Source organism: Microbacterium sp. SCN 69-37 (genome assembly GCF_001724435.1).
GTDB lineage: Bacteria > Actinomycetota > Actinomycetes > Actinomycetales > Microbacteriaceae > Microbacterium > Microbacterium laevaniformans.
The window spans coordinates 1-20,970 of record NZ_MEEL01000043.1 but is presented as its reverse complement, the minus strand read 5'-3'; the positions used below and the strand labels follow the sequence as shown (position 1 = coordinate 20,970).

21 protein-coding genes and 1 tRNA gene are annotated in these 20,970 nt (G+C 68.9%); 4 read left to right on the top strand and 18 right to left on the bottom strand.

The genetic code is table 11. The annotated features are described in order from the left end of the window. Positions 1-35: 35 nt before the first annotated feature. Positions 36-593 (top strand): SAM-dependent methyltransferase, encoded by a 558-nt coding sequence (locus ABS64_RS12440; RefSeq protein WP_036290702.1) that lies wholly within the window; start codon positions 36-38, stop codon positions 591-593. Here the strand turns inward: ABS64_RS12440 and ABS64_RS12435 are convergent. The 12 genes from ABS64_RS12435 to pdxS form a co-directional block, all read right to left on the bottom strand. Beyond that, positions 572-2,848, bottom strand: coding sequence for a bifunctional (p)ppGpp synthetase/guanosine-3',5'-bis(diphosphate) 3'-pyrophosphohydrolase (locus ABS64_RS12435; RefSeq protein ID WP_036290688.1), 2,277 nt, complete (start codon positions 2,846-2,848; stop codon positions 572-574). The genes ABS64_RS12440 and ABS64_RS12435 overlap by 22 nt on opposite strands. Positions 2,849-2,907: 59 nt before the next feature. After that, complete coding sequence (secF, locus tag ABS64_RS12430; protein ID WP_016465244.1) at positions 2,908-3,897, bottom strand: protein translocase subunit SecF; 990 nt, start codon at positions 3,895-3,897, stop codon at positions 2,908-2,910. Continuing rightward, positions 3,897-5,636, bottom strand: a complete 1,740-nt coding sequence (secD, locus tag ABS64_RS12425) for a protein translocase subunit SecD (RefSeq protein WP_036290686.1) — start codon at positions 5,634-5,636, stop codon at positions 3,897-3,899. Before secD ends, secF begins: the two co-directional genes overlap by 1 nt. A gap of 35 nt (positions 5,637-5,671) precedes the next feature. After that, entirely contained in the window at positions 5,672-6,109 is a 438-nt protein-coding gene (locus tag ABS64_RS12420; protein ID WP_292683889.1) for a preprotein translocase subunit YajC, read from the bottom strand. Positions 6,110-6,174: 65 nt separating this feature from the next. Continuing rightward, positions 6,175-7,206: a Holliday junction branch migration DNA helicase RuvB gene (ruvB, locus tag ABS64_RS12415; protein WP_005049529.1), complete on the bottom strand. Its 1,032-nt coding sequence runs from the start codon at positions 7,204-7,206 to the stop codon at positions 6,175-6,177. After that, positions 7,199-7,822 (bottom strand): Holliday junction branch migration protein RuvA, encoded by a 624-nt coding sequence (gene ruvA / locus ABS64_RS12410; RefSeq protein WP_292683886.1) that lies wholly within the window; start codon positions 7,820-7,822, stop codon positions 7,199-7,201. Before ruvA ends, ruvB begins: the two co-directional genes overlap by 8 nt. A 64-nt stretch (positions 7,823-7,886) precedes the next feature. Next, positions 7,887-8,456 (bottom strand): crossover junction endodeoxyribonuclease RuvC, encoded by a 570-nt coding sequence (ruvC, locus tag ABS64_RS12405; RefSeq protein WP_288119514.1) that lies wholly within the window; start codon positions 8,454-8,456, stop codon positions 7,887-7,889. Positions 8,457-8,612: 156 nt separating this feature from the next. Continuing rightward, positions 8,613-9,371 carry a YebC/PmpR family DNA-binding transcriptional regulator gene (locus ABS64_RS12400; RefSeq protein ID WP_288119515.1) on the bottom strand — a complete coding sequence of 253 codons (759 nt, stop codon included), beginning with the start codon at positions 9,369-9,371 and terminating at the stop codon, positions 8,613-8,615. Positions 9,372-9,405: 34 nt separating this feature from the next. Beyond that, positions 9,406-9,939 carry a DUF1697 domain-containing protein gene (locus tag ABS64_RS12395; protein ID WP_292683882.1) on the bottom strand — a complete coding sequence of 178 codons (534 nt, stop codon included), beginning with the start codon at positions 9,937-9,939 and terminating at the stop codon, positions 9,406-9,408. Between the two features lie 46 nt (positions 9,940-9,985). Next, positions 9,986-10,393: a hypothetical protein gene (locus ABS64_RS12390; RefSeq protein WP_231477268.1), complete on the bottom strand. Its 408-nt coding sequence runs from the start codon at positions 10,391-10,393 to the stop codon at positions 9,986-9,988. A gap of 438 nt (positions 10,394-10,831) precedes the next feature. Further along, the gene (gene pdxT, locus ABS64_RS12385) at positions 10,832-11,434 is read right to left on the bottom strand and encodes a pyridoxal 5'-phosphate synthase glutaminase subunit PdxT (RefSeq protein WP_016465237.1); all 603 of its coding nucleotides are present in this window, start codon (positions 11,432-11,434) and stop codon (positions 10,832-10,834) included. Further along, a complete protein-coding gene (pdxS, locus tag ABS64_RS12380) occupies positions 11,428-12,318 on the bottom strand; it encodes a pyridoxal 5'-phosphate synthase lyase subunit PdxS (protein WP_005049522.1) in 891 nt (296 codons plus the stop codon). The genes pdxT and pdxS overlap by 7 nt, the downstream gene beginning before the upstream one ends. A gap of 106 nt (positions 12,319-12,424) precedes the next feature. Here pdxS and ABS64_RS12375 point away from each other — a divergent pair, with 106 nt between their 5' ends. Both ABS64_RS12375 and pdxY read left to right on the top strand, forming a co-directional pair. Further along, positions 12,425-13,783 carry an aminotransferase class I/II-fold pyridoxal phosphate-dependent enzyme gene (locus ABS64_RS12375; protein WP_292683878.1) on the top strand — a complete coding sequence of 453 codons (1,359 nt, stop codon included), beginning with the start codon at positions 12,425-12,427 and terminating at the stop codon, positions 13,781-13,783. A gap of 7 nt (positions 13,784-13,790) precedes the next feature. Continuing rightward, the gene (gene pdxY / locus ABS64_RS12370; protein ID WP_204947036.1) at positions 13,791-14,642 is read left to right on the top strand and encodes a pyridoxal kinase PdxY; all 852 of its coding nucleotides are present in this window, start codon (positions 13,791-13,793) and stop codon (positions 14,640-14,642) included. A 103-nt stretch (positions 14,643-14,745) separates the two neighbouring features. On the opposite strand, the gene ABS64_RS12365 is transcribed toward pdxY, so the two are convergent. From ABS64_RS12365 to thrS, 3 genes are read right to left on the bottom strand one after another with little or no spacing between them, the layout of a single operon-like run. Further along, the gene (locus ABS64_RS12365) at positions 14,746-15,207 is read right to left on the bottom strand and encodes an SMI1/KNR4 family protein (protein WP_292683875.1); all 462 of its coding nucleotides are present in this window, start codon (positions 15,205-15,207) and stop codon (positions 14,746-14,748) included. Then, positions 15,204-15,764: an HIT domain-containing protein gene (locus ABS64_RS12360; protein WP_036315769.1), complete on the bottom strand. Its 561-nt coding sequence runs from the start codon at positions 15,762-15,764 to the stop codon at positions 15,204-15,206. The genes ABS64_RS12365 and ABS64_RS12360 overlap by 4 nt, the downstream gene beginning before the upstream one ends. Beyond that, positions 15,761-17,779, bottom strand: coding sequence for a threonine--tRNA ligase (gene thrS / locus ABS64_RS12355; protein ID WP_288120516.1), 2,019 nt, complete (start codon positions 17,777-17,779; stop codon positions 15,761-15,763). The genes ABS64_RS12360 and thrS overlap by 4 nt, the downstream gene beginning before the upstream one ends. Positions 17,780-17,961: 182 nt before the next feature. Between thrS and ABS64_RS12350 the strand changes: the two genes are divergently transcribed. Then, a complete protein-coding gene (locus ABS64_RS12350) occupies positions 17,962-19,122 on the top strand; it encodes an SLC13 family permease (RefSeq protein ID WP_292683897.1) in 1,161 nt (386 codons plus the stop codon). Between the two features lie 28 nt (positions 19,123-19,150). Here the strand turns inward: ABS64_RS12350 and ABS64_RS12345 are convergent, their stop codons facing one another. From ABS64_RS12345 to ABS64_RS12335, 3 genes are all read right to left on the bottom strand, one after another. Then, positions 19,151-19,660 (bottom strand): ACT domain-containing protein, encoded by a 510-nt coding sequence (locus ABS64_RS12345; RefSeq protein ID WP_292683871.1) that lies wholly within the window; start codon positions 19,658-19,660, stop codon positions 19,151-19,153. A 16-nt stretch (positions 19,661-19,676) separates the two neighbouring features. Then, positions 19,677-20,462 carry a hypothetical protein gene (locus ABS64_RS12340; protein WP_292683869.1) on the bottom strand — a complete coding sequence of 262 codons (786 nt, stop codon included), beginning with the start codon at positions 20,460-20,462 and terminating at the stop codon, positions 19,677-19,679. A gap of 410 nt (positions 20,463-20,872) precedes the next feature. Beyond that, positions 20,873-20,944 (bottom strand) — tRNA-Val (locus ABS64_RS12335). Positions 20,945-20,970: the final 26 nt, after the last annotated feature.

Below are 20,970 nucleotides of genomic sequence, written 5' to 3'. Positions count from 1 at the left end.
GTCCGCGCACCGCGCGCGACGGGGAGACTGCCCTCATGGGCTGGCCCTTCCTCTACTTCGCCGGAGATCGGCTGTCGACCGCTGAGCTGAGCGCGGCTCGACTGGACGGCGACCTCGTCGAGGTCGGCGAGGCCTACATGCCGACGGATGCCGTGGAGACACGGGAACTGCGCGCGGGATCCCTGCGTCCGCTGATGTCGGCAGCGCTCGCGCTGACGCGGCGATCGGCGGCCTGGGTGCACGGTGCGCTGGCGGAGCCGCCGGTGCGCCATGACGTCCAGCGGTTCTCAGCGCGGCGGATCCACTCCGTGGTCGACAACCGACTGGTCTATCGCGACGTTACGCTGCGCGGCGAGGACGTGATGGCGATCTCGGGTGTCGCCGTGACCACACCGGCCCGGACGCTCGCTGATCTCGTGCGGGATCAGTGCGGCGGCGTCGACACGGCGGCGGAGATCGCCGCTGTTCTCCGCTGGTCTCCGGGTCTTGCCTCGACGGCCGCGCAGGTCCTGGCCGACGGCCCACCGCTGCACCACAAGCGCGCGGCCATCGCCGTGCTGCGCACGTGCGCTCAGGAAGAGGTCACCCGGTAGACGTCGTACACGGCGTCGATACGGCGGACGGCGTTGAGCACCCGGTCCAGATGCACGATGTCGCCCATCTCGAACACGTAGCGGCTGAGCGCGAGGCGGTCGTTGGTCGTCTGCACCGAGGCCGAGAGGATGTTCACGTGGTGCTCGCTCAGCACGCGGGTGATGTCGCTGAGCAGTCCCGAGCGATCCAGCGCCTCGACCTGGATGTGGACCAGGAACACACTCTTGGTCGTCGGCGCCCATGCCACGTCGATCATGCGATCGGGATCGTCCTGAAGGGATCGCACGTTCGTGCAGTCCGCCCGGTGCACGGATACTCCGCTGCCACGCGTGACGAAGCCGACGATGTCGTCGCCCGGTACCGGCGTGCAGCACTTGGCGAGCTTGACGAGGATGTCCGGCGCGCCGCGCACCAGGACACCCGAGTCGCCGCCGCGGGGTGCTTTCGAGCGGCCGATGTGCGGAATCTCGATCGGGCCGGTGGAGGTGTCCTCCTCCGAACTGACGAGCGCCGTGACCTTCTCGATCACCGACTGCGTCGACACGTGGCCCTCGCCGACGGCGGCGTACAGGGCGGTGACGTCCTCATAGCGCAGTTGGTGGGCGACCTCGGTGAACGAGTCCTGGTTCATCAGGCGCTGCAGCGGCAGGTTCTGGCGGCGCATGGCCCGCGCGATGGCGTCCTTGCCCTGCTCCACCGCCTCTTCGCGGCGCTCCTTGGTGAACCATCCGCGGATCTTGTTGCGCGCCCGCGTGCTCTTGACGAAGCTCAGCCAGTCCTGGCTCGGGCCGGCATCCGGGTTCTTGGAGGTGAAGACCTCGACGACGTCGCCGGAGTGCAGCTCGGACTCCAGCGGAACGAGTCGGCCGTTGACCTTCGCGCCCATGGTGCGGTGACCGACCTCGGTGTGTACCGCATACGCGAAGTCCACGGGCGTGCCGCCGGCGGGAAGCCCGATGACCCGGCCCTTCGGCGTGAAGACGTACACCTCTTTCGCGCCGATCTCGAAGCGCAGCGAGTCGAGGAACTCCCCCGGATCGGCCGTCTCGGCCTGCCAGTCGGAGATGTGCGCGATCCAGGCCATATCGGTGTCGACGGCCTTCGTATCGGACTTTCCGCCCGCCATCCGCTCCTTGTACTTCCAGTGCGCGGCGACACCGTACTCCGCCTGCTGGTGCATCTCGTTGGTGCGGATCTGGATCTCGACGGTGCGACCGCCGGGGCCGATCACCGTCGTGTGCAGCGACTGGTAGAGGTTGAACTTGGGTGTGGCGATGTAGTCCTTGAAGCGACCCGGAATCGGGGTCCAGCGCGCATGGATCGAGCCCAGCACGGCGTAGCAGTCGCGCACGGTCCCGACCAGCACCCGGATGCCGATGAGGTCGTAGATGTCGTCGAACTCGCGGCCGCGCACGACCATCTTCTGGTACACGGAGTAGAGCTGCTTCGGGCGCCCCATGACGCGGCCGCGGATGCGGAGGTCGCGGAGGTCCGCCTCGACGGCGTCGATCACGTTGTGGACGTACTCTTCACGCTGTGGCGTGCGCTGCTTCACGAGGCTGTCGATCTCGGCGTACAGCTTCGGGTGCAGCACCGCGAAAGACAGGTCCTCCAGCTCGTTCTTGACGGCCTGGATGCCGAGTCGGTGGGCCAGCGGCGCGTAGATCTCGAGCGTCTCGGTCGCCTTCTTCGCGGCCTTCTCCGGAGGCACGAACCCCCAGGTTCGCGCGTTGTGCAGGCGATCGGCCAGCTTGATGATCAGCACCCGGATGTCCTTGGACATCGCAACGATCATCTTGCGGACGGTCTCCGCCTGCGCGGCATCCCCGTACTTGACTTTGTCGAGCTTGGTCACGCCGTCGACGAGCATGGCGACCTCGTCGCCGAACTCCGCCGTCAGCTCGTCGAGACGGTAGTCGGTGTCTTCGACGGTGTCATGCAGGAGGGCGGCGGCGATCGCGCGCGGGCCGAGACCGAGATCGGCGAGGATCTGTGCGACAGCGAGCGGGTGCGTGATGTAGGGCTCGCCGCTCTGCCGCTTCTGGCTGGCGTGCGCCCGCGCCGCCACCTGATAGGCGCGCTCGATGATCGCGACGTCGCCCTTGGGGTGGTGCGTGCGCACCGTGCGGATCAGCTGCTCGACGCCGTTGCGCGAGGGCGCGCGGGAGAAGATCCTCGGGACGAGGCGACGCAGAGAGCTGGGCGGGGGCGCGACGTTTCCGGCACTGGCAGACGTGGGAACCGTCTCGGCCATCCGCTCACCTCCGCCTTGACTGATCCGTTTATCCTACGCCCGGGCGGACCGTGTCCTGCTCACGCGTCGACGCGGGCGCGCTCGCGAGCAGCGAGAACGCGCGCGTCGCGCGACCTGAGGTCCGACTCGTTCTCGCGCAACAGCGAATACAGCGGGGCAGCGACGAACAGCGTCGAGTATGCGGCGACGATCGTTCCGACGAAGATCGACAAGGAGATGTCGGTCAGCGTCTGCGCGCCGAGCCACAGCGCTCCGATGAACAGGATCGCACCCGTCGGCAGTGCGGCGACCACCGTCGTGTTGATCGATCGGATCAGCGTCTGGTTGACGGCGAGGTTGACGGACTCGCCGAAGGTGCGTCCTGACTTCTCACCGTCATCGCGTGTGTTCTCACGGATCTTGTCGAAGACGACCGTCGTGTCGTACAGCGAGTACGACAGGATCGTGAGGAAGCCGATGACGGCCGCCGGCGAGATTTCGAACCCGAAGAGGGCGTAGACACCCACGGTGATGACGAGCACATCGACCAGGCCGATGATCGCGGCGACCGACATCTTCCAGGTGCGGAAGTAGATCGCGAGGATCACGAAGGTGAGGGCGAGGAAGATCGCGAGACCCCACAGCGACTGACGCGTGACGTCCTGACCCCAGCTCGGGCCGATGAAGGACGAGCTGACGTCGGACTCCTGCACCCCGAACTTCTGTGCCAGGGCCGTGGTGACGGCCTGCGTGTCGGTGTTGGTCATCTGGTCGGTCTGGATGCGCAGCGCGTCCGATCCGATGGTCGTGACCTTCGTCGTCGCTCCGGGAACCACAGACTGCACCGCTGCGGTCGCGGCGGTCTGATCGGGGTTCGCGACCTGGTTGACGGTGAACTGCGATCCGCCGGTGAACTCGATCGAGAACTGGATGGGACGAATCAGCGGTACGAGCGCTGCGGCGATGACGAGGGCTGCGGCGATGATGAACCACAGGCGGCGACGTCCGACGAAGGGGAAAGAGGTCTTGCCGGTGTAGAGGTCGTTGCCGAACTCGTTCATGGAGCGCATCAGTCGTCTCCCTCCGTCGTCGAAGTCGGTTTGCCGGCGTTCTTCGCCGCGAGCTCGGCCTGCTTGCGCTCGGCGATGGTCTGACGGCGTTCCGCCTCACCGCGCGAGCGGCCCGCGCGTCGCGCAGCCGAGCCCTTCGCGCCGTCCAGCACCGGAGCCCGGAACTGCGCGCGCCCGCGATAGACGGCGCCGAGGGCATCGGGATCGAGCCCCGACAGCGGGTGGCCCCCGCCGAAGAAGCGCGTTCGAGCCAGCAGCTGCAGGACCGGGTGGGTGAACAGGATGAAGATCAGGATGTCGATCAACGTCGTCAGGCCCAGCGTGAACGCGAAGCCCTTGACGGTGGCGTCGGCGAGGATGTACAGCACCACGGCGGCGAGGATGTTGATCGACTTCGAGATGTAGATGGTGCGCTTCGCGCGACCCCAGCCGTCCTCGACCGCGCCGGTGATCGACTTGCCGTCACGCAGCTCGTCGCGGATGCGTTCGAAGTACACGATGAACGAATCCGCGGTGAACCCGATCGTGACGATCAGACCCGCGACGCCGGCCAGCGACAGGCGGAATCCCATGCGCCAGGCCAGGATGCAGAGGGTGATGTAGGTGAGCACCCCCATCACGCCGAGGGAGGCGATGATGACGAAGCCGAGCGCGCGATACACGACGAGCGAGTACAGGGCAACGAGCGCGAGACCGATGAGGCCCGCGATGAGGCCGATCTGCAGCTGCTGCGAGCCCAGAGTGGCCGAGATGGCATTGTCGCTCACGATGCCGAAGCTGAGCGGCAGCGCGCCGTACTTCAGCTGGTCGGCGAGCGTCTTGGCGCTCTCCTGGTTGAAGGAGCCGCTGATCTGCGGCTTGCCGTCGAGGATCACGCCGTTCATGGACGGTGCGGAGATGACCGCTCCGTCCAGAACGAAGGCGAACTGGTTCTGCGGGCTCTTGCCCGCCTGGGTGAACGCGTACAGGCGCTGGCTGACCTCACCGAAGGTCTTGGTGCCCTGATCGTCGAAGACGATGTTGACGACCCACTGTCCGTTCTGGGTGTTCATGCCGCTCGTGGCGTCGCTGATGGACGAGCCGTCGAGTTCGACGGGACCGAGAAGATACTTCGCCGTGCCGGTCGGGTCGCACGCGATCAGCGGCTGGTCTGCCGGGCTGTTTGCCGGGTCATTGTCCTTGTTCGCGCAGTCGTAGGCGAGGAACTTCGCCTGGAGTGCGGGGGTGATCCAGCTGAGGTCGCTGCCGTTGGTGGGCGATGCCGTGGGTGTGGAGGGCAGCGACGGGTCGGGCGTCGGGTACGGCGTGGAGTTGCCGTCCTGTCCGACGAACGACGTGCTCGCGGCGGTCGTGGCCAGCACTGCCCGCAGCTGCATCTGTGCGGAGGACTCGATGCGCTTGCGCGTCTCCTCGTCGGCCTGTCCCGGGATCTGCACGACGATCTGGTTGCCGGCCTGGGTGGTGATGTCGGCCTCGCCCACGCCGGACGCGTCGACGCGCTGGCGGATGATGGCTGCGGCCTGGTTCATCTGGTCGGTCGTCGGCGCGGCACCGTTGGGAGTCTTCGCCTCGAGGATGATCTGCGTGCCGCCCTGCAGATCGAGCGCGAGCTCAGGCGCCCACGAGCTCTTGCCGAAGACGTAGACGCCGAGGGCGTTCACTCCGAACAGCAGTGCCGTGATGACGAGAAGTCCGGTCAGTGCGCGCCAGGCACGGCGCACCGGGGTGGGTGTGGCCACGGAGGGTCAGCTTTCTTCGGGAACGTGCGGCGAGATCAGGCGTGCGGCTTCGCGTCGCCGGAATCGGCCGGCTTGTCGGCGACCTTCTCGGCGGCTTCTGCGGCACGGTCGTCGCTCACCGACGAGATGACGCCGTTGGCGACATCGCCCTCGTACTCGGCCTGGTCGGCCTCGGCTTCGATGAACTCGTCCTCGGTGACGTCCTCGTCGTCCACGACGCGCAGGATCGCCTGGCTGTGGACCTCGACCGCGACGCCGGGCGCGAGCTCGACGGTTGCCGCCTTGGACAGGTCCTCGCCGTCGTACGAGACGAGCACGCCGTACAGGCCCCCCTGCAGCAGCACCTTGACGCCGGGGAGCATCGCCCGTGCCTTGGCCTCCTGCTCCGCCTTCATCTTGGCGGTGCGCTTGCGAGAGCTCCAGAACATGAAGCCGAGCAGCGCCACCATCGCGACGAGCAGAATCCAATCCATGCGGATACACCTTTCGGGAGCGCGCCGGATCGACGCTGAAGAGGGCGGCAGGAAGCCTTCAGTGATTATAGGTCATCGAATCTGAGCGCCCCGTCCGGACGAGGCACGCGCAGATGCGCGTAGGCCTCCGGCGTGGCAACCCGTCCCCGCGGCGTGCGCCCGAGGAATCCGATCCGCACCAGGTACGGCTCGACGACCGATTCGATCGTCTCCGCCTCCTCGCCGACGGTCACCGCGAGCGTGCTGAGGCCGACCGGTCCCCCGCGGAACCGACGGACCACGGCATCCAGCACCGCACGGTCGAGGCGATCGAGACCGATCGCGTCGACGTCATAGAGCTCCAAGGCGGCCGCGACGTGCGCATCGGTCGCCGACGACGCGCTCTTTCCGTGCACGATGACGTAGTCGCGTACCCGCCGCAGGAGACGGTTGGCGATGCGGGGTGTGCCGCGAGAACGTCGGGCGATCTCGGCGCGGGCGGTGCGGGGCAGATCGACGCCGAGGACCGCTGCCGAACGGGAGATGACCTGTTCGAGCTCGCCGGGTTCGTAATACTCCAGGTGCGCGGTGAACCCGAACCGGTCGCGGAGCGGGTTGGGCAGCAGGCCCGACCGGGTGGTCGCACCGACGAGGGTGAACGGCGCCAGGTCGAGCGGGATGCTGGTCGCCCCCGCTCCCTTGCCGACCATGATGTCGATGCGGAAGTCCTCCATCGCCAGATAGAGCATCTCTTCGGCGGAGCGCGCCATCCGGTGGATCTCGTCGATGAAGAGCACCTCGCCGGGCACCAGGCTCGACAGCAGCGCGGCGAGATCGCCGGCGTGCTGGATGGCCGGTCCGCTGGACAGACGCAGAGGCCGCTGGCTCTCGTGCGCCACGATCATGGCGAGCGTGGTCTTTCCGAGCCCCGGCGGACCGGACAGCAGGATGTGGTCCGGCGGTCGCTGTTGGATGCGCGCCGCATCGAGCAGCAGCTGGAGCTGTCCGCGCACCTTCTGCTGGCCGACGAACTCGGCGAGGGATGCCGGTCGCAGCGCACCCTCGACGGCGAGCTCGGTCTCGTCTTCCGCCACGGCGGGATCCTGGGAATCAGACACCGGCGCGCTCCTGACGGGCGGGACCCAGCTGGGCGAGGGCGAGCTTGAGCAGCACCGGCACTGACCGCCTGTCGGCATCGGTCGCGGCATCCAGCACCAGCGTCACCGCCTCGACGCTCGTGCGCTCGTTCCACCCGAGGGCTGTGAGTGCTGCGACGACCTGGCCGGCGATATCGCCGGCGGCGGAGCCGGCAGTCGGCCGGCTTGTTGCGGAGGTCACGTGAAGTTTGCCGGCGAGCTGCACCACGATGAGCTTGGCCGTCTTGGGCCCGATCCCGGAAACGCGCCGGAACGGGGCGTCATCCTCGTCGGCGACGGCGTGCGCGATCTGATCGACGCTCAGCGACGACAGCACGCCGAGGGCGGACTTGGGACCGACCCCCGACACGCTGAGCAGGTGATGGAACACGGTGAGCTCGTCGCGCTCGGCGAAGCCGAACAGCGACAGTGCGTCCTCCCGCACGATGAGCGCGGTGTGCAGTGTCGTCTCGTCGCCCACGTGGAGCGAGCGGGCCACGGAGGCGGGCACTGCCACGCTGAAGCCCACGCCACCGACCTCGACGATCGCCGACTCGGCGTCCAGATGCAGCACATGGCCGCGCAGCGAGGAGATCATGGCACCAGCCTAGACAATCGTTCGCAGTTTTGTTCGATCGACACGCGTGCGGGGTGCGCAGTTGTCAGCGTCGCGTCGCTCTCTTCTCGGCATCCGCCCACGCCCGTTGCGCCGGCGTGAGCGCCCCGGTGGCGGCGCTGCCCGACGGGGCACCTCTCCGCCACCCGTGGCACAGGGCGATGGCGAGGGCGTCCGCGGCGTCGGCAGGCTGCGGCAGGGCGTTCAGGCGCAAAACCCGGGCGACCATCGTCTGCACCTGGAGCTTGTCGGCGGAGCCGTAGCCGGTGATCGCCGCCTTGACCTCGGAGGGAGTGTGCGTGGCGGCGGGCAGGCCGTGTTCGGCGGCGAGGAGCAGTGCGATGCCGCTGGCCTGCGCGGTGCCCATCACCGTGCTGCGGTTCTGCTGGGCGAACACCCGCTCGACGGCGACCACGTCCGGGCGGTGTGTCGCGAACACTTCACGCAGGCCCCGGGCGATGAGGGCGAGGCGTTCCGCGACGGGAAGATCGGCGCCGGAGCGGACCACGCCCACGTGGACGAGTGTCGCTGACCGGTCGGCGCGCACGTCGACGACACCGACACCGCACCGGGTCAGGCCGGGGTCGATGCCGAGGATGCGCACAGCGGATGCCACTCCCCCACGCTAAGCGCTCGACGCGGATGGGGGCGTTTCGACTCGCGGCTGCGCCCCTCGCTCAACGACCGGTGCCCCCGGTCGTTGAGCGAGCGGAGCGAGTCGAAACGCGTGCGCCCCCGGTCGTTGAGCGAGCGGAGCGAGTCGAAACGCGGCTTACTCGTCGTTCTCGAGCTCGGCCTGAACCTCGGCGGTGAGGTCGAAGTTGCTGAAGACGTTCTGCACGTCGTCGCTGTCTTCGAGCGCGTCGATCAGGCGGAAGATCTTGCGTGCCGTCTCGGCGTCGATCTCGACCTTGAGGTTCGGCACGAACTCGACGTCGGCGGATTCGTACTCGATGCCCGCATCGGTCAGTGCCGAGCGGACCGCAACGAGATCGGATGCCTCGGTGGTGACCTCGAAGCCCTGCGCGTGCGGCTCGATCTCCTCGGCGCCGGCCTCGAGGGCGGCCAGCATGACGTCCTCTTCGCTGGTGTTCTCTTCGGACACGACGATGACGCCCTTGCGGGAGAAGTTGTAGGCGACCGAGCCGGGGTCGGCGAGCGTTCCGCCGTTGCGGCTGAGGGCGGTGCGCACCTCGGCGGCGGCGCGGTTCTTGTTATCGGTCAGACACTCGATCATGAGGGCCACGCCGTTCGGTCCGTAGCCCTCGTACATGATCGACGAGTACTCGACCGACTCGCCGCCGATGCCGGCGCCGCGCTTGATGGCGCGGTCGATGTTGTCCTTGGGCACCGAGGTCTTCTTGGCCTTGAGGACCGCGTCGAACAGGGTCGGGTTCCCCTGCAGGTCCGGGCCGCCGAGCTTCGCGGCGACTTCGATGTTCTTGATGAGCTTCGCCCACGACTTCGCGCGGCGGGAGTCGATGACCGCCTTCTTGTGCTTGGTCGTGGCCCATTTGGAGTGTCCGGACATGGTCTCCAGTTTACTCAGGCGACACCGTTGCTTTTCAGCCGAGGATCTTGACGAGTGTGCGCAGATTGCGCGTGGTCGTCGTCGGCTTGTACGCCGCGCGCCCGAGGAGCTTTCCGAACGGGGTGTCGATCGTCCGGCCGACCTCGGGGCTCCAGTACACCACCCCGATTCCGGGGTGCGTGGGGTCCTCCGCCGGGTCGAGGGATGCCGCGGCATCCACCAGCGCATCGCGCACGGCCACGTCGGTGCAGAAGACGACGTACGGTTGCCGGCTCGGCTCTGCCGCATCGAAGGGGTAGGCGGTGACGGCCGCGGCGAGCTCGTCGAGCGTCACGAGGACGATCCACGCGTCGTAGTCGAAGCGGTGACGCAGGGCCGCCTCGATGCGAGTCTTCAGCTCAGCGCGCCGGGCGACGTCGACATCGACCGTGAAACGGGCGTTGCCGCTGGCGAGCACCGTCTTCACCTCTTCGAATCCGAGCCCGCGCAGCAACGCCGCCAGCTCCGCGCTGCGGATCGTGATGCCGTTGACGTTCACGCCGCGAAGCAACGCCACCCAGGTCGTCATGCAGCCACGTTAGCCCGCCGCGCCGACACCGCGCGCGAGTCGAGGATCAGTGCGGCGGGCGCAGATCGCTGCGTGCGGTCGTTCCGCGGCAGCCGAGCTCGCCTGGCTGCAGGTACACGCGCGGCGCATACACCCGCTCGGTGCCGTCCACGCGGCGCACGAGCACGCACCTGCGCTCGGTGCCCATCGAGGCGCCGATCGCGCCGTCGGCGGTCCGCACGACCTCGAGGGGGGCGAGCTGCTCGTAGGGGCCGGTGGGCGCAGTGAGTCGGGCCAGGATCGCGCTCTCCAGCTCGCTCGTCGAGACCGTCGCGGAGGCGTCGGCGACCACGGCGAGGATCGCGTCGGCTGCCCCCTCGGGACCACGAAGACCGGAGAGGTGTCGGGCGGCGGCGTCACCGACCTCGCCCCGTCCGGGCAGTCGATCGCTCGGACCGTGCGGGGATCGCTCCACGGCCGATCGTTCGCGACCGGGCCGTATCTCGTGAAGTCGACGGCGTAGCACGACGTGCTCGACACGGTCTCGGCGGACCACATGCCGGTGCGGCGCGCGGTCATCTCAACGCGGAAGGACAGCGTGCCCAGCGGGTCGATCGGGTTCTGCGCGGTCTGCGGGGTGATGCCGATGAGCGTGATCGCGCTCCGGTCACCCGTGGCTTGCGCAGCCAGCCGCGCCCATCCGTCGATGTCGGGCGCCTGCCGATGCGAGATCTCGCCGATGAGGTCCGCGACCGCGTCGCGTGCGGCCGCGTCCGCCGCGTTCTCGTGGGCCGCGAACCGCGTGAGGACGATGACCGCGATCGCACCGGCCGCGGCGCTGCCGATCATCCGCGATGCACGTCGTGTCATGGCGCGATCCTCCGCATCCGCAGATGCGGGTCGCGGCATCCGCTCAGCTCGCGCGTGCGGCGACGAGATCGAGGAACAGCTCGTGGAACCGCGTCTCCCCCGACACCTCGGGGTGGAACGCGGTGCCGAACAGCGCTCCCTGCCGGACGGCGACGATCGCTCCGTCTGGAAGGGAGGCCAGCACTTCGACGGCCGGTCCGGTCTCCACCACCCGCGGCGCGCGGATGAAGGTGGCGGACACCGGCTCATCGAAACCCGCGACCGTGAGCTCCGTCTCGAAGGAGTCGATCTGCGAGCCGAAGGCGTTGCGCTGCACGGTGATGTCGATCCCTCCGAAGGTTTCCTGTCCGCGGATGCCGTCGGCGATGCGGTCCGCCAGGAGGATGAGCCCGGCGCACGTGCCGTACGCCGGCATCCCGCCTGCGAGGGCCTCACGGATCGGCTGCTGCATACCGAACGTCCGCGCCAGCTTGTCGATCACGCTGGACTCGCCGCCCGGGATCACGAGCCCCGAGACGGTTGCGAGCTCCTCGGGGCGGCGCACCGCGACGACCTCCGCGCCCAGCGTCTCCAGGGCCCGGACGTGTTCGCGGACATCCCCCTGGAGGGCGAGGACGCCGACCCGAGGCATCCCCGTCGTCACCATCCGCGCTCGGCGAGCCGGTGCGGGGCCGGCAGGTCGGCGACGTTGATGCCGACCATGGCCTCGCCGAGGCCGCGCGAGACATCCGCGATGACCTTCGGGTCGTCGAAGAACGTGGTCGCCTTCACGATCGCGGCGGCACGGGCGGCCGGGTCGCCGCTCTTGAAGATCCCTGAGCCGACGAAGACGCCGTCGGCGCCGAGCTGCATCATCATCGCGGCATCGGCGGGTGTGGCGACCCCGCCGGCGACGAACAGCACGACCGGGAGCGTGCCGGTCTCGGCGATCTCGGCGACGAGCTCGTACGGTGCCTGCAGCTCCTTGGCCGCGACGTACAGCTCGTCGCGGGACAGCGCCCCGAGCGCGGCGATCTCGCCGCGGATCTTGCGGATGTGCTTCATGGCCTCCGACACGTCGCCGGTGCCCGCCTCCCCCTTGGAGCGGATCATCGCCGCCCCCTCGGTGATACGTCGCAGCGCCTCGCCGAGGTTGGTGGCGCCGCAGACGAACGGAACGGTGAAGTTCCACTTGTCGATGTGGTTCACGTAGTCGGCCGGTGAGAGCACCTCGGACTCGTCGATGTAGTCCACGCCGAGCTCCTGGAGCACCTGAGCCTCGACGAAGTGGCCGATGCGCGCCTTCGCCATGACGGGGATCGATACGGCCTCGATGATGCCGTCGATCATGTCGGGATCGCTCATCCGTGACACGCCGCCCTGGGCGCGGATGTCGGCGGGCACGCGCTCGAGGGCCATGACGGCGACGGCGCCGGCGTCCTCGGCGATCTTCGCCTGATCGGGGGTGACGACGTCCATGATGACGCCGCCCTTGAGCATTTCGGCGAGTCCGCGCTTGACGCGGGACGAGCCGGTGACGGGAGTGGACACGGGTTTCTCCTTCGGGTGTGGACGTCGCTCGGGGCGGCGGAGCGGGATGCCGTAGCTATTGGCCTAGGCCAAAACGTAGCATGTCCTGTCACATACACTGATCACCGTGAACGCCGTCCCCGATGCCTCCTCCGTGCTGCGCATCGCCGGGGCCACCGCGACCGATATCGCCGACAGCGTGCGACAGAGGATCGAGCGCGGCGAGCTGGCGCCCGGCTCGGCACTGCCTCCGGTGCGAACCCTCGCCGACGAGCTGGGGGTCAATCGCAACACCGTCGTGTCCGCGTATCGTCTGCTGACGCAGGCCGGGCTCGTCGAGGCCCGCGGCCGCGCCGGCACGCGCGTCGCCGAACGCACCCCCGTGGCGCAAGAAGGCTTCGCACGCGGCACGGTGCTGCGCGACCTCGCGGCGGGCAACCCCGACCCGGCACTCATCCCCGATCTGCATCCAGCCCTCAGTCGCATCGCGGGTCGGCCGGTGCTGTACGGCGAACCCGTCATCGACCGCGACCTGGCAGCGTGGTCCGAAGAGTGGATGCGGGCCGCCGTCGGAGACGACCGCGCGCTGCGTCTCACGATCACGGGCGGCGCCTCCGACGCGATCGAACGTCTGCTCGCCCAGACGCTGACGCGCGACGATGCCGTGGCTCTCGAGGACCCGTGCTTCCTCGCGAGCCTGAACACGGTTCGCCTCGGCGGTTACCGCCCCATCGCCGTCCCCGTCGACGATGAGGGCATGACCGTCGCCGGGCTCCAGGCCGCGTTGGATGCCGGGGTGCGCGCCGTGCTGCTCACTCCTCGCGCTCAGAACCCCACGGGGGCGAGCCTCAGTGCCGAGCGCGCTGCGGCGCTGCGCACACTGCTGGCCGACCACCCGTATGTCCTCGTCATCGAAGACGACCATTTCTCGATGCTGTCGGCGCAGCCCTTTCACTCGGTGATCTCCGCGTCGCATCGGCGCTGGGCACTCATCCGCTCCGTCTCGAAGTTCCTGGGGCCCGACATGTGCCTCGCCGTGGTCGCCTCAGATCCCGACACGGCCGAGCGGCTCGCTGAGCGCCTCAACCCGGGCGCGACGTGGGTCAGCCACCTCCTCCAGCGCGTGGCGCTCGAACAACTCACCGATCCGGACGCGGTCGCGGCGGTGGCCGCAGCATCCGCCCACTACGCCGCGCGCAACTGCGCGGCCGCCGCGGCGTTCACCGCGGCGGGCGTCCCGGTTGTCGCGGGCGACGGTCTGAGCCTCTGGGTGCCGTTGCCGGTGCCGGCGCGCGCGGCATCCGAGCAGCTCATGCGTCGCGGATGGCTCGTGCGTCCGGGCGACGAGTTCGTGCTCCAAGGCGCGCGCGCCGCCCGCCATCTGCGCATCACCGTCCACGACCTCTCGGACGCCGATCTCGCACGTCTGGCCGCCGACCTGGCCGCGGCGATCCCCGCCGCAGCCGCGACCTCGAAAGCAGGATGATCGCCCGATGAAGATCCTCTCCATCCAGTCCGCCGTCGCGTACGGACACGTCGGCAACTCGGCCGCCGTGTTCCCGCTGCAGCGCATCGGCGTCGAGGTGCTCCCGGTGTACACCGTAAACTTCTCCAACCACACCGGCTACGGCGCCTGGCGCGGTCCGCTCATCTCCCCCGACGACGTCCGCGACGTCATCACGGGCATCGAGGAGCGGGGCGTGTTCGGGGAGATCGACGTCGTGCTCAGCGGCTATCAGGGCGGTGAGGGCATCGCGGACGTCATCCTCGACGCGGTGGCGCGCGTGAAAGCGGCCAATCCTGCGGCGGTGTACTCCTGCGATCCCGTGATGGGCAACGCCAAGAGCGGGTGCTTCGTCGCTCCGGCGATCCCCGTGCTGCTCCGCGATCGCGTCGTGCCGGCGGCCGACATCATCACGCCCAACCAGTTCGAGCTCGGCTTCCTCACGGAAACCGAGCCGACGGACCTCACCTCGACGCTCGCGTCGGCGGATGCCGCGCGCGCGATGGGCCCGCGCACCGTGCTCGTCACGTCGGTCGAGCGTCCGGATGCCCCCGAAGGCACGATCGAGATGCTTGCCGTGACCGATGACGGCGCGTGGATCGTGCAGACGCCGCGCATCCCCATGAAGGCGAACGGGTCGGGTGACGTCACGGCGGCGTTGTTCACGGCCCACTATCGTGCGAGCGGCGACGCCGCCGATGCGCTGGCGAAGACCGTGTCGAGTGTGTATGACCTGCTGCAGACGACGTTCGATTCCGGGCAGCGCGAGCTGCAGCTTGTCGAGGCGCAGGAGTTCTACGCCCACCCGCGGCTGCAGTTCCCCGTCACGCGGGTGCGCTGAGGTTCGGCGTTTCGACGCGGCGCTGCGCGCCTCGCTCAACGACCGGTGGGTGTCTGCACCCCGGTCGTTGAGCGAGCGCAGCGAGTCGAAACGCCGCGCCCGGTCAGAACAGCTCGTACGGCCAGCGCACACCGAGCTCGGGCGAGATCGCGTCGAGCGCGGCACGGATGCGGTCGTGGTCACGAGCGGCCGCCTCGTCGATCTGCTCGAGCGCGTGCAGCACGTGCCCCACCATCAGCCACGCCGTGATCGAGAGGTGCATCGGCGTGAAGCGCGACACGGCACGCTCGCCGTCGGTGTGATCGAAGAACCACACGTCGCTGTGCGGCCCGAGCCACCACTCATCGCCCTGCCCGTTGTCGCCGATGAGCACCCACCCTCGGGCCACCTCGAGATCCACCCAGTACAGCGGGTCCTGACGCTCGCTCGTCTCTGCCGCGGCTCGGCGGGCGTCGAAGGCGGTGATGTCGCCGCACAACTCGGCAGTGGATGCCGGGAGCGCGCTCAATCTGCTGGCGTCGACCGCGAACGGCTCCGCGCCGTCGTCGGGACCGCCCGCCCTCACGCCGGCCAGGCCGCCGCGACGGCCTCGCGAACCTCGCCGAGAAGCTGAGGCAGCGCCTTGGTGCGGGCGATGATCGGGAAGAAGTTCGCATCCGAGCTCCACCGCGGAACGATGTGCTGGTGCAGGTGCTCGTCGACCCCCGCCCCCGCGACCGCACCCTGGTTCATCCCGATGTTGAAGCCGTCGCACCGCGAGACCGAGCGCAGCACCCGCATGCCGACCTGGGTCAGCTCGCCGATCTCGGCGACCTCTTCCGGGGTCGCCTGGTCGTACGTCGCGATGTGGCGGTACGGGCACACCAGCATGTGACCCGAGTTGTACGGGAACAGGTTGAGCAGGACGTACGAGGTGATGCCGCGGTGGACGATGAGGCCGTCGGCATCCGACTTCTGCGGCGCGGCGCAGAACGGGCAGCCCGAGCCGCGCAGGGCGTCGGCACCCGTGTTGATGTACGCCATGCGATGCGGCGTCCAGAGCCGCTGGAAGCCGTCGGGGACGCCGGCGAAAGCGCTCGCCTCCTCGAGGCGGGCATCACCGTCGGCGTCCCCCGCGCTCACGCCAGGTCCTCCGCAGTGTTGACGAGCAGCTTGCCCGAGATCGCGGCGACGATCTTATCGATCGCCTCATCCACCGGAATGCCGTTGGTCTGCGACCCGTCGCGGAAACGGAACGAGACGGTGCCACCGGAGCGGTCCTGCTCCCCCGCGATGAGCTGCAGCGGCACCTTCTGCGTGGTGTGGGTGCGGATCTTCTTCGGCATCCGATCGTCGGAGTGGTCCACCTCGGCCCGCACGCCCGCGGCCCGCAGGCGCGCGACGATCTCGTCGAGGTAGGGGGCGAAGTCGTCCGCGACGGGGATGCCGACCACCTGCACGGGAGCCAGCCACACCGGGAACGCGCCGGCGTAGTGCTCGAGCAGGATCGCGAAGAAGCGCTCCACCGAGCCGAACAGAGCACGGTGGATCATCACGGGGCGGTGCTTCTCGCCGTCGGGGCCGGTGTACTCGAGCTCGAAACGCTCGGGCTGGTTGAAGTCGAGCTGGATGGTCGACATCTGCCAGGTGCGGCCGATCGCGTCGCGCGCCTGCACGGAGATCTTCGGTCCGTAGAAGGCGGCGCCGCCCGGGTCGGGCACGAGCTCGAGCCCGGATGCCTCGGCCACCTCGCGCAGCGTCTCGGTCGCCTCGGTCCAGAGCTCGTCGGCCCCGATGAACTTCGGGTTGCCGTCTTCCTTCGTCGAGAGCTCGAGGTAGAAGTCGTTGAGGCCGTAGTCGCGCAGCGTCTGCAGCACGAAGTCGAGGCTGTGGGTGAGCTCACCCTTGACCTGGTCGGCCGTGACGTAGATGTGGGTGTCGTCCTGGGTCATCCCGCGCACGCGCGTGAGGCCGGAGAGGGTGCCGCTCTTCTCGTAGCGGTAGACGGATCCGAACTCGCTCAGGCGCAGCGGCAGCTCGCGGTACGAGCGGCCGCGCGAGCGGAAGATCAGGTTGTGGAACGGGCAGTTCATGGGCTTCAGGTAGTACTCCTGGCCCTCGCGGCTGACGTGACCGTCGGCATCCACGACCTCGTCGAGCACCATCGGCGGGTACATGCCGTCTGCGTACCACTGCAGGTGGCCGCTCGTCATGAACAGGTCGCCCTTGGTGATGTGCGGCGTGTTCACGACCTCGTAGCCGCTGGCGAGTAGACGCTCGCGCATGTAACGCTCGATCTCGTAGCGGATGATGCCGCCCTTGGGGTGGAACACGCTGAGTCCGGGGCCGATCTCGTCGGGAAACGAGAAGAGGTCGAGTTCCTTGCCCAGCTTGCGGTGATCGCGCTTGGCGGCCTCTTCGAGGCGCTGCTGGTAGGCGCGCAGCTCGTCCTTGGTGGGCCAGGCGGTGCCGTAGATGCGCTGCAGCTGCGGGTTCTTCTCGCTGCCGCGCCAGTAGGCGCCGGCCACTCGGGTGAGGTCCCATCCGTTCGCGACGTAGCGGGTGCCGGGAACGTGGGGCCCGCGGCAGAGGTCGCGCCAGACCACCTCGCCCTCGCGGTTCACGTTCTCGTAGACCGTGAGCTCGCCCGCGCCGATCTCGGCGGACGCGCCCTCGGCGGCGTTGGCGCCCGAGCCCGGGCCGCCGGCGAGCGAGATGAGCTCGAGCTTGAACGGCTCGCCGGCCATGAGCTCTCGCGCCTCGGTCTCGTCGACCACGCGGCGGACGAAGCGCTGATTCTCGCGGACGATGCGCTCCATCTCCTTCTTGATGGCCTTGAGGTCTTCGGGCGTGAACGGGTCGACGTTGCCGAAGTCGAAGTAGAAGCCGTCGGTGATCGGGGGGCCGATGCCGAGGTTCGACTGCGGCTTGATGCGCTGCACGGCCTGGGCCATGACGTGCGCGGTGGAGTGGCGCAGGATCGACAGACCGTCGGCGCTGTCGACCAGCACGGGCTCGACCGCGTCATCGGCCGTGACGACGGTGGAGAGGTCCTTCAGGTCGCCGTTGACGCGCAGAGCGACGACGGAACGGTCGGAAAACAGGGCGGAGCCGTCGGCGGGATAGGTCACGTCCGCCGCGGGTGAGACATCGGTCAAGGGAAGGTCTCCAGAAGAGGGATCGGATGGGATGCTCAGCTTCGGGCGCCGTGCGCCCCGCCCGCTCAGGCCCAGATCGTTCGTACGCCGGGCGTGCGCGCGCCGGTCGCGAAGGCGGTGATCCGGCTCAGTTCCATGTGTGCAGTCTATCGCCGCCCGGGACTGGTCGATGAGGGTCCATGATGGATGCCGTGTTGCTTGCCGTGATCGGAGCGGTGCTGCTGCTCCTGGGCGGCGCAGCCGTCGTGTTCGGAGTTCTGCCGGTGGACGCGGCGCTGGAGATCGGCGACCGCGTGTGGCCGATCCTTCTGTTCGTCGTCGCCGTGACGATCGTCGCGGAGCTCGCGGCGCGCGCCGGTGTGTTCGACGCCGCCGCAGCGCGCCTGGCGCGCCTCTCGCGCGGACGGGTGATCGTGCTGTGGCTCATGGTGGTGGCGTTCGCCGCCGTCGTGACGGCGTTCCTGTCGTTGGACACCACGGCTGTGCTCTTGACGCCGGTGGTCGTCGCGGTCGCCCGCGCCAATGGGCTCTCGCCGATGCCCTTCGCATTCGCGACCGTGTGGCTGGCCAATACCGCGTCGCTGTTCCTGCCGGTGTCCAACCTCACCAACCTGCTCGCCGCGCATCGGCTCGGCGATCTCGACGCGCTCGGCTTCCTGGGCCTTCTGGGACCGTCGGCGATCATCGCGACGGTCGTCACGGTGATCCTGCTGTGGCTCACGAACCGACGTGGCCTGCGGGGTCGCTTCACCCCCGCCCGTCCCCCGCGGGTGTCCGACCCCGTGCTTCTGCGGATCTCCGCCGTCGTCCTCGTCGTCATGATGCCGCTGCTGGTCATCGGCATCGCACCGTGGATGCCGGCATTGGGTGCCGCCGTCGTGCTCACGATCGTCTTCGCATGGCGCTCGCCGACGGCCCTGCGCTGGGCACTCGTGCCGTGGCAGCTCGTCGTTTTCGCGTCCGGCCTGTTCCTCGCGGTCGGTGCGGCCGAGGCTCTCGGGTCGGGCGCCCTCCTCGCCGCGGCGACCGGTTCGGGAGAAGACCTCGTCTCGCTCTGGCAGGTCGCCGGGGTCGGCATGCTGGGCGCGAACGTGGTGAACAACCTGCCGGCCTACCTTGCTCTCGAATCCGCCGCCGGCTCCCCCATGCGGCTCGCCGCTCTGCTCATCGGCGTCAACGCTGGTCCGCTGATCACGCCGTGGGCGTCGCTTGCGACCTTGCTCTGGCACGAGCGTCTGCACGCCGTCGGGGTCGATGTGCCCTGGAAGCGCTACATCCTCCTGGGTCTGGTCGTCGCCCCGCTCACGGTGGCGCTCGCCGTCCTCCCGCTGGCGTTGCACTGACGACTGCTCACGCAGACGCCCGTTCGACTCAGGCGACGGTGAGATCGACCTGGATCTCGCCGGCGAGGGCTTCGAGTGCGGCGGTGAGCGTCTCGGCATCCGCCGCCGCCGGCAGGCTGACGGTGACGGTCGCCTCGAACAGCGTGCCGCCGGCCATGGGGGCCTCGAGGGTGCGGCTGCGGAAGGTGTCGATGCTGAGCGTGTGGGCGGCGATGGCGGCGGTCACGTCCCGGACGATGCCCGGGCGGTCGTTGCCCAGGACGGTGAACGAGACGGTGTGAGGCGCATCGACGGATGCCGCGGCCGGCGCGTCGTGCGTCGTGACGCGCAACAGCCCGTCAAGGCTACCGAGGGCGGCGGTGAGGGCCTGCTGCTGGTCGTCGGGCACCGCGACGAGCACGATGCCGGCGAAGGCGCCAGCGAGTTCGGCGAGCTCGCTCTGCTCCCAGTTGCCGCCATGGTCGGCGATGGCGCGGGCGAGAGCGCTGACGAGTCCGGCACGATCGTCGCCGACGACGGTGAGCACGAGGTGGGCCATGCGGCGAGCCTAACGCTCAGGCTGCGGCGGGTGCGAGGGTCGCCGCACGCCGCCCCATCATCGCCACGAGAACGACCATCAGAAGGGCCAGAGCAAGCGCAACCCCGCCGGAGCCCAGACCCGCGCCGCCGTCGGCGGCCGGCTTCGCGAGTGCGTCGGCGACGGAGGCACCCCACGGTCGTGTCAGGACGTACGCGGCCCAGAACGCCGGCACCGCGGGCCAGCGCGCCCACCGAAAGCCCGCGGCGATCGCGGCGATCGCGAGCGTGAACAGGGCGATCGAACCGACGTACCCGATGCCGAGGCCCACCGCCGTCAGGTCTCCGACGGCGGTGCCGAGCGCGAAGGTTCCGACGACGGCGGCCCAGTAGAAGAGCTCGCGCCGTGTGGTCGTGATCGCGTGCACGGACACGGTCCCCTCCGTGCGGCGCCACGCCGCGAAGACGACCGCCAGGCCGGCCGCGCCGATCGCCGCGGTGAGGATGTACGGCACGCCCAGGGCGACATGCATCACATCCGCGGCCATGGTGCCGAACACACCGACGGCGGCGACGGCCGTCCAGTACGCGGTTGGGCCGTATCGCCGGCGCGTGAGCTGGAAGCCGACGGCGCCGACGAAGAAGGCGAAGCCGAGAAGAACCGCGAGCTCGGGAGCCATGATGCGAATGGAGTAGTCGGAGACGGCTTCACCCAGAGCGGTCGACGTGGCCTTCGTGACCCAGAAGATCAGGGTCGGCTCGGGTACGCGCGACTGTGCAGCCGGCGGGGGAAGCTGATCGGGCAGGTCGCGCAGGTCAGGCACTCTCCGATGATGTCGGCATCGCTCCAAGACGGCGCCAAGAAAGCACCCCGAGTGTGACAGCGGCACGCCGCATCATCTGCGGTGCGGGACGATCTGAGGTAGCTACGGTGAGAAGGTGAACGGTCTGGGGACCATCACATCGCAGAGTCGTCTCGCGACGATGAGCTGCGCAAGGCGGGACGTCAGATGCAACGTCCCGCCTTTTTCGTGGCCTCGCGGCATCGCGACGCCCTATGGTGATCCTGATGGCCTGGGGGTCATCGAGTTCCACTTTCGATAGCTGATGCGAGCTATGGAGAGGCGGGTCGCAGTGCCGCGTCCCGCATCTCTGCGTTTCCAGCGTCGAACCCGCATGTTGCACGGCCCGCATCTGGGCACAAAAAAACCCCGGCTGACCGGGGTTGTTCTTGTGCGCGATACTGGGATCGAACCAGTGACCTCTTCCGTGTCAGGGAAGCGCGCTACCGCTGCGCCAATCGCGCCTATACAGGCATATTCAGTTGTGAGG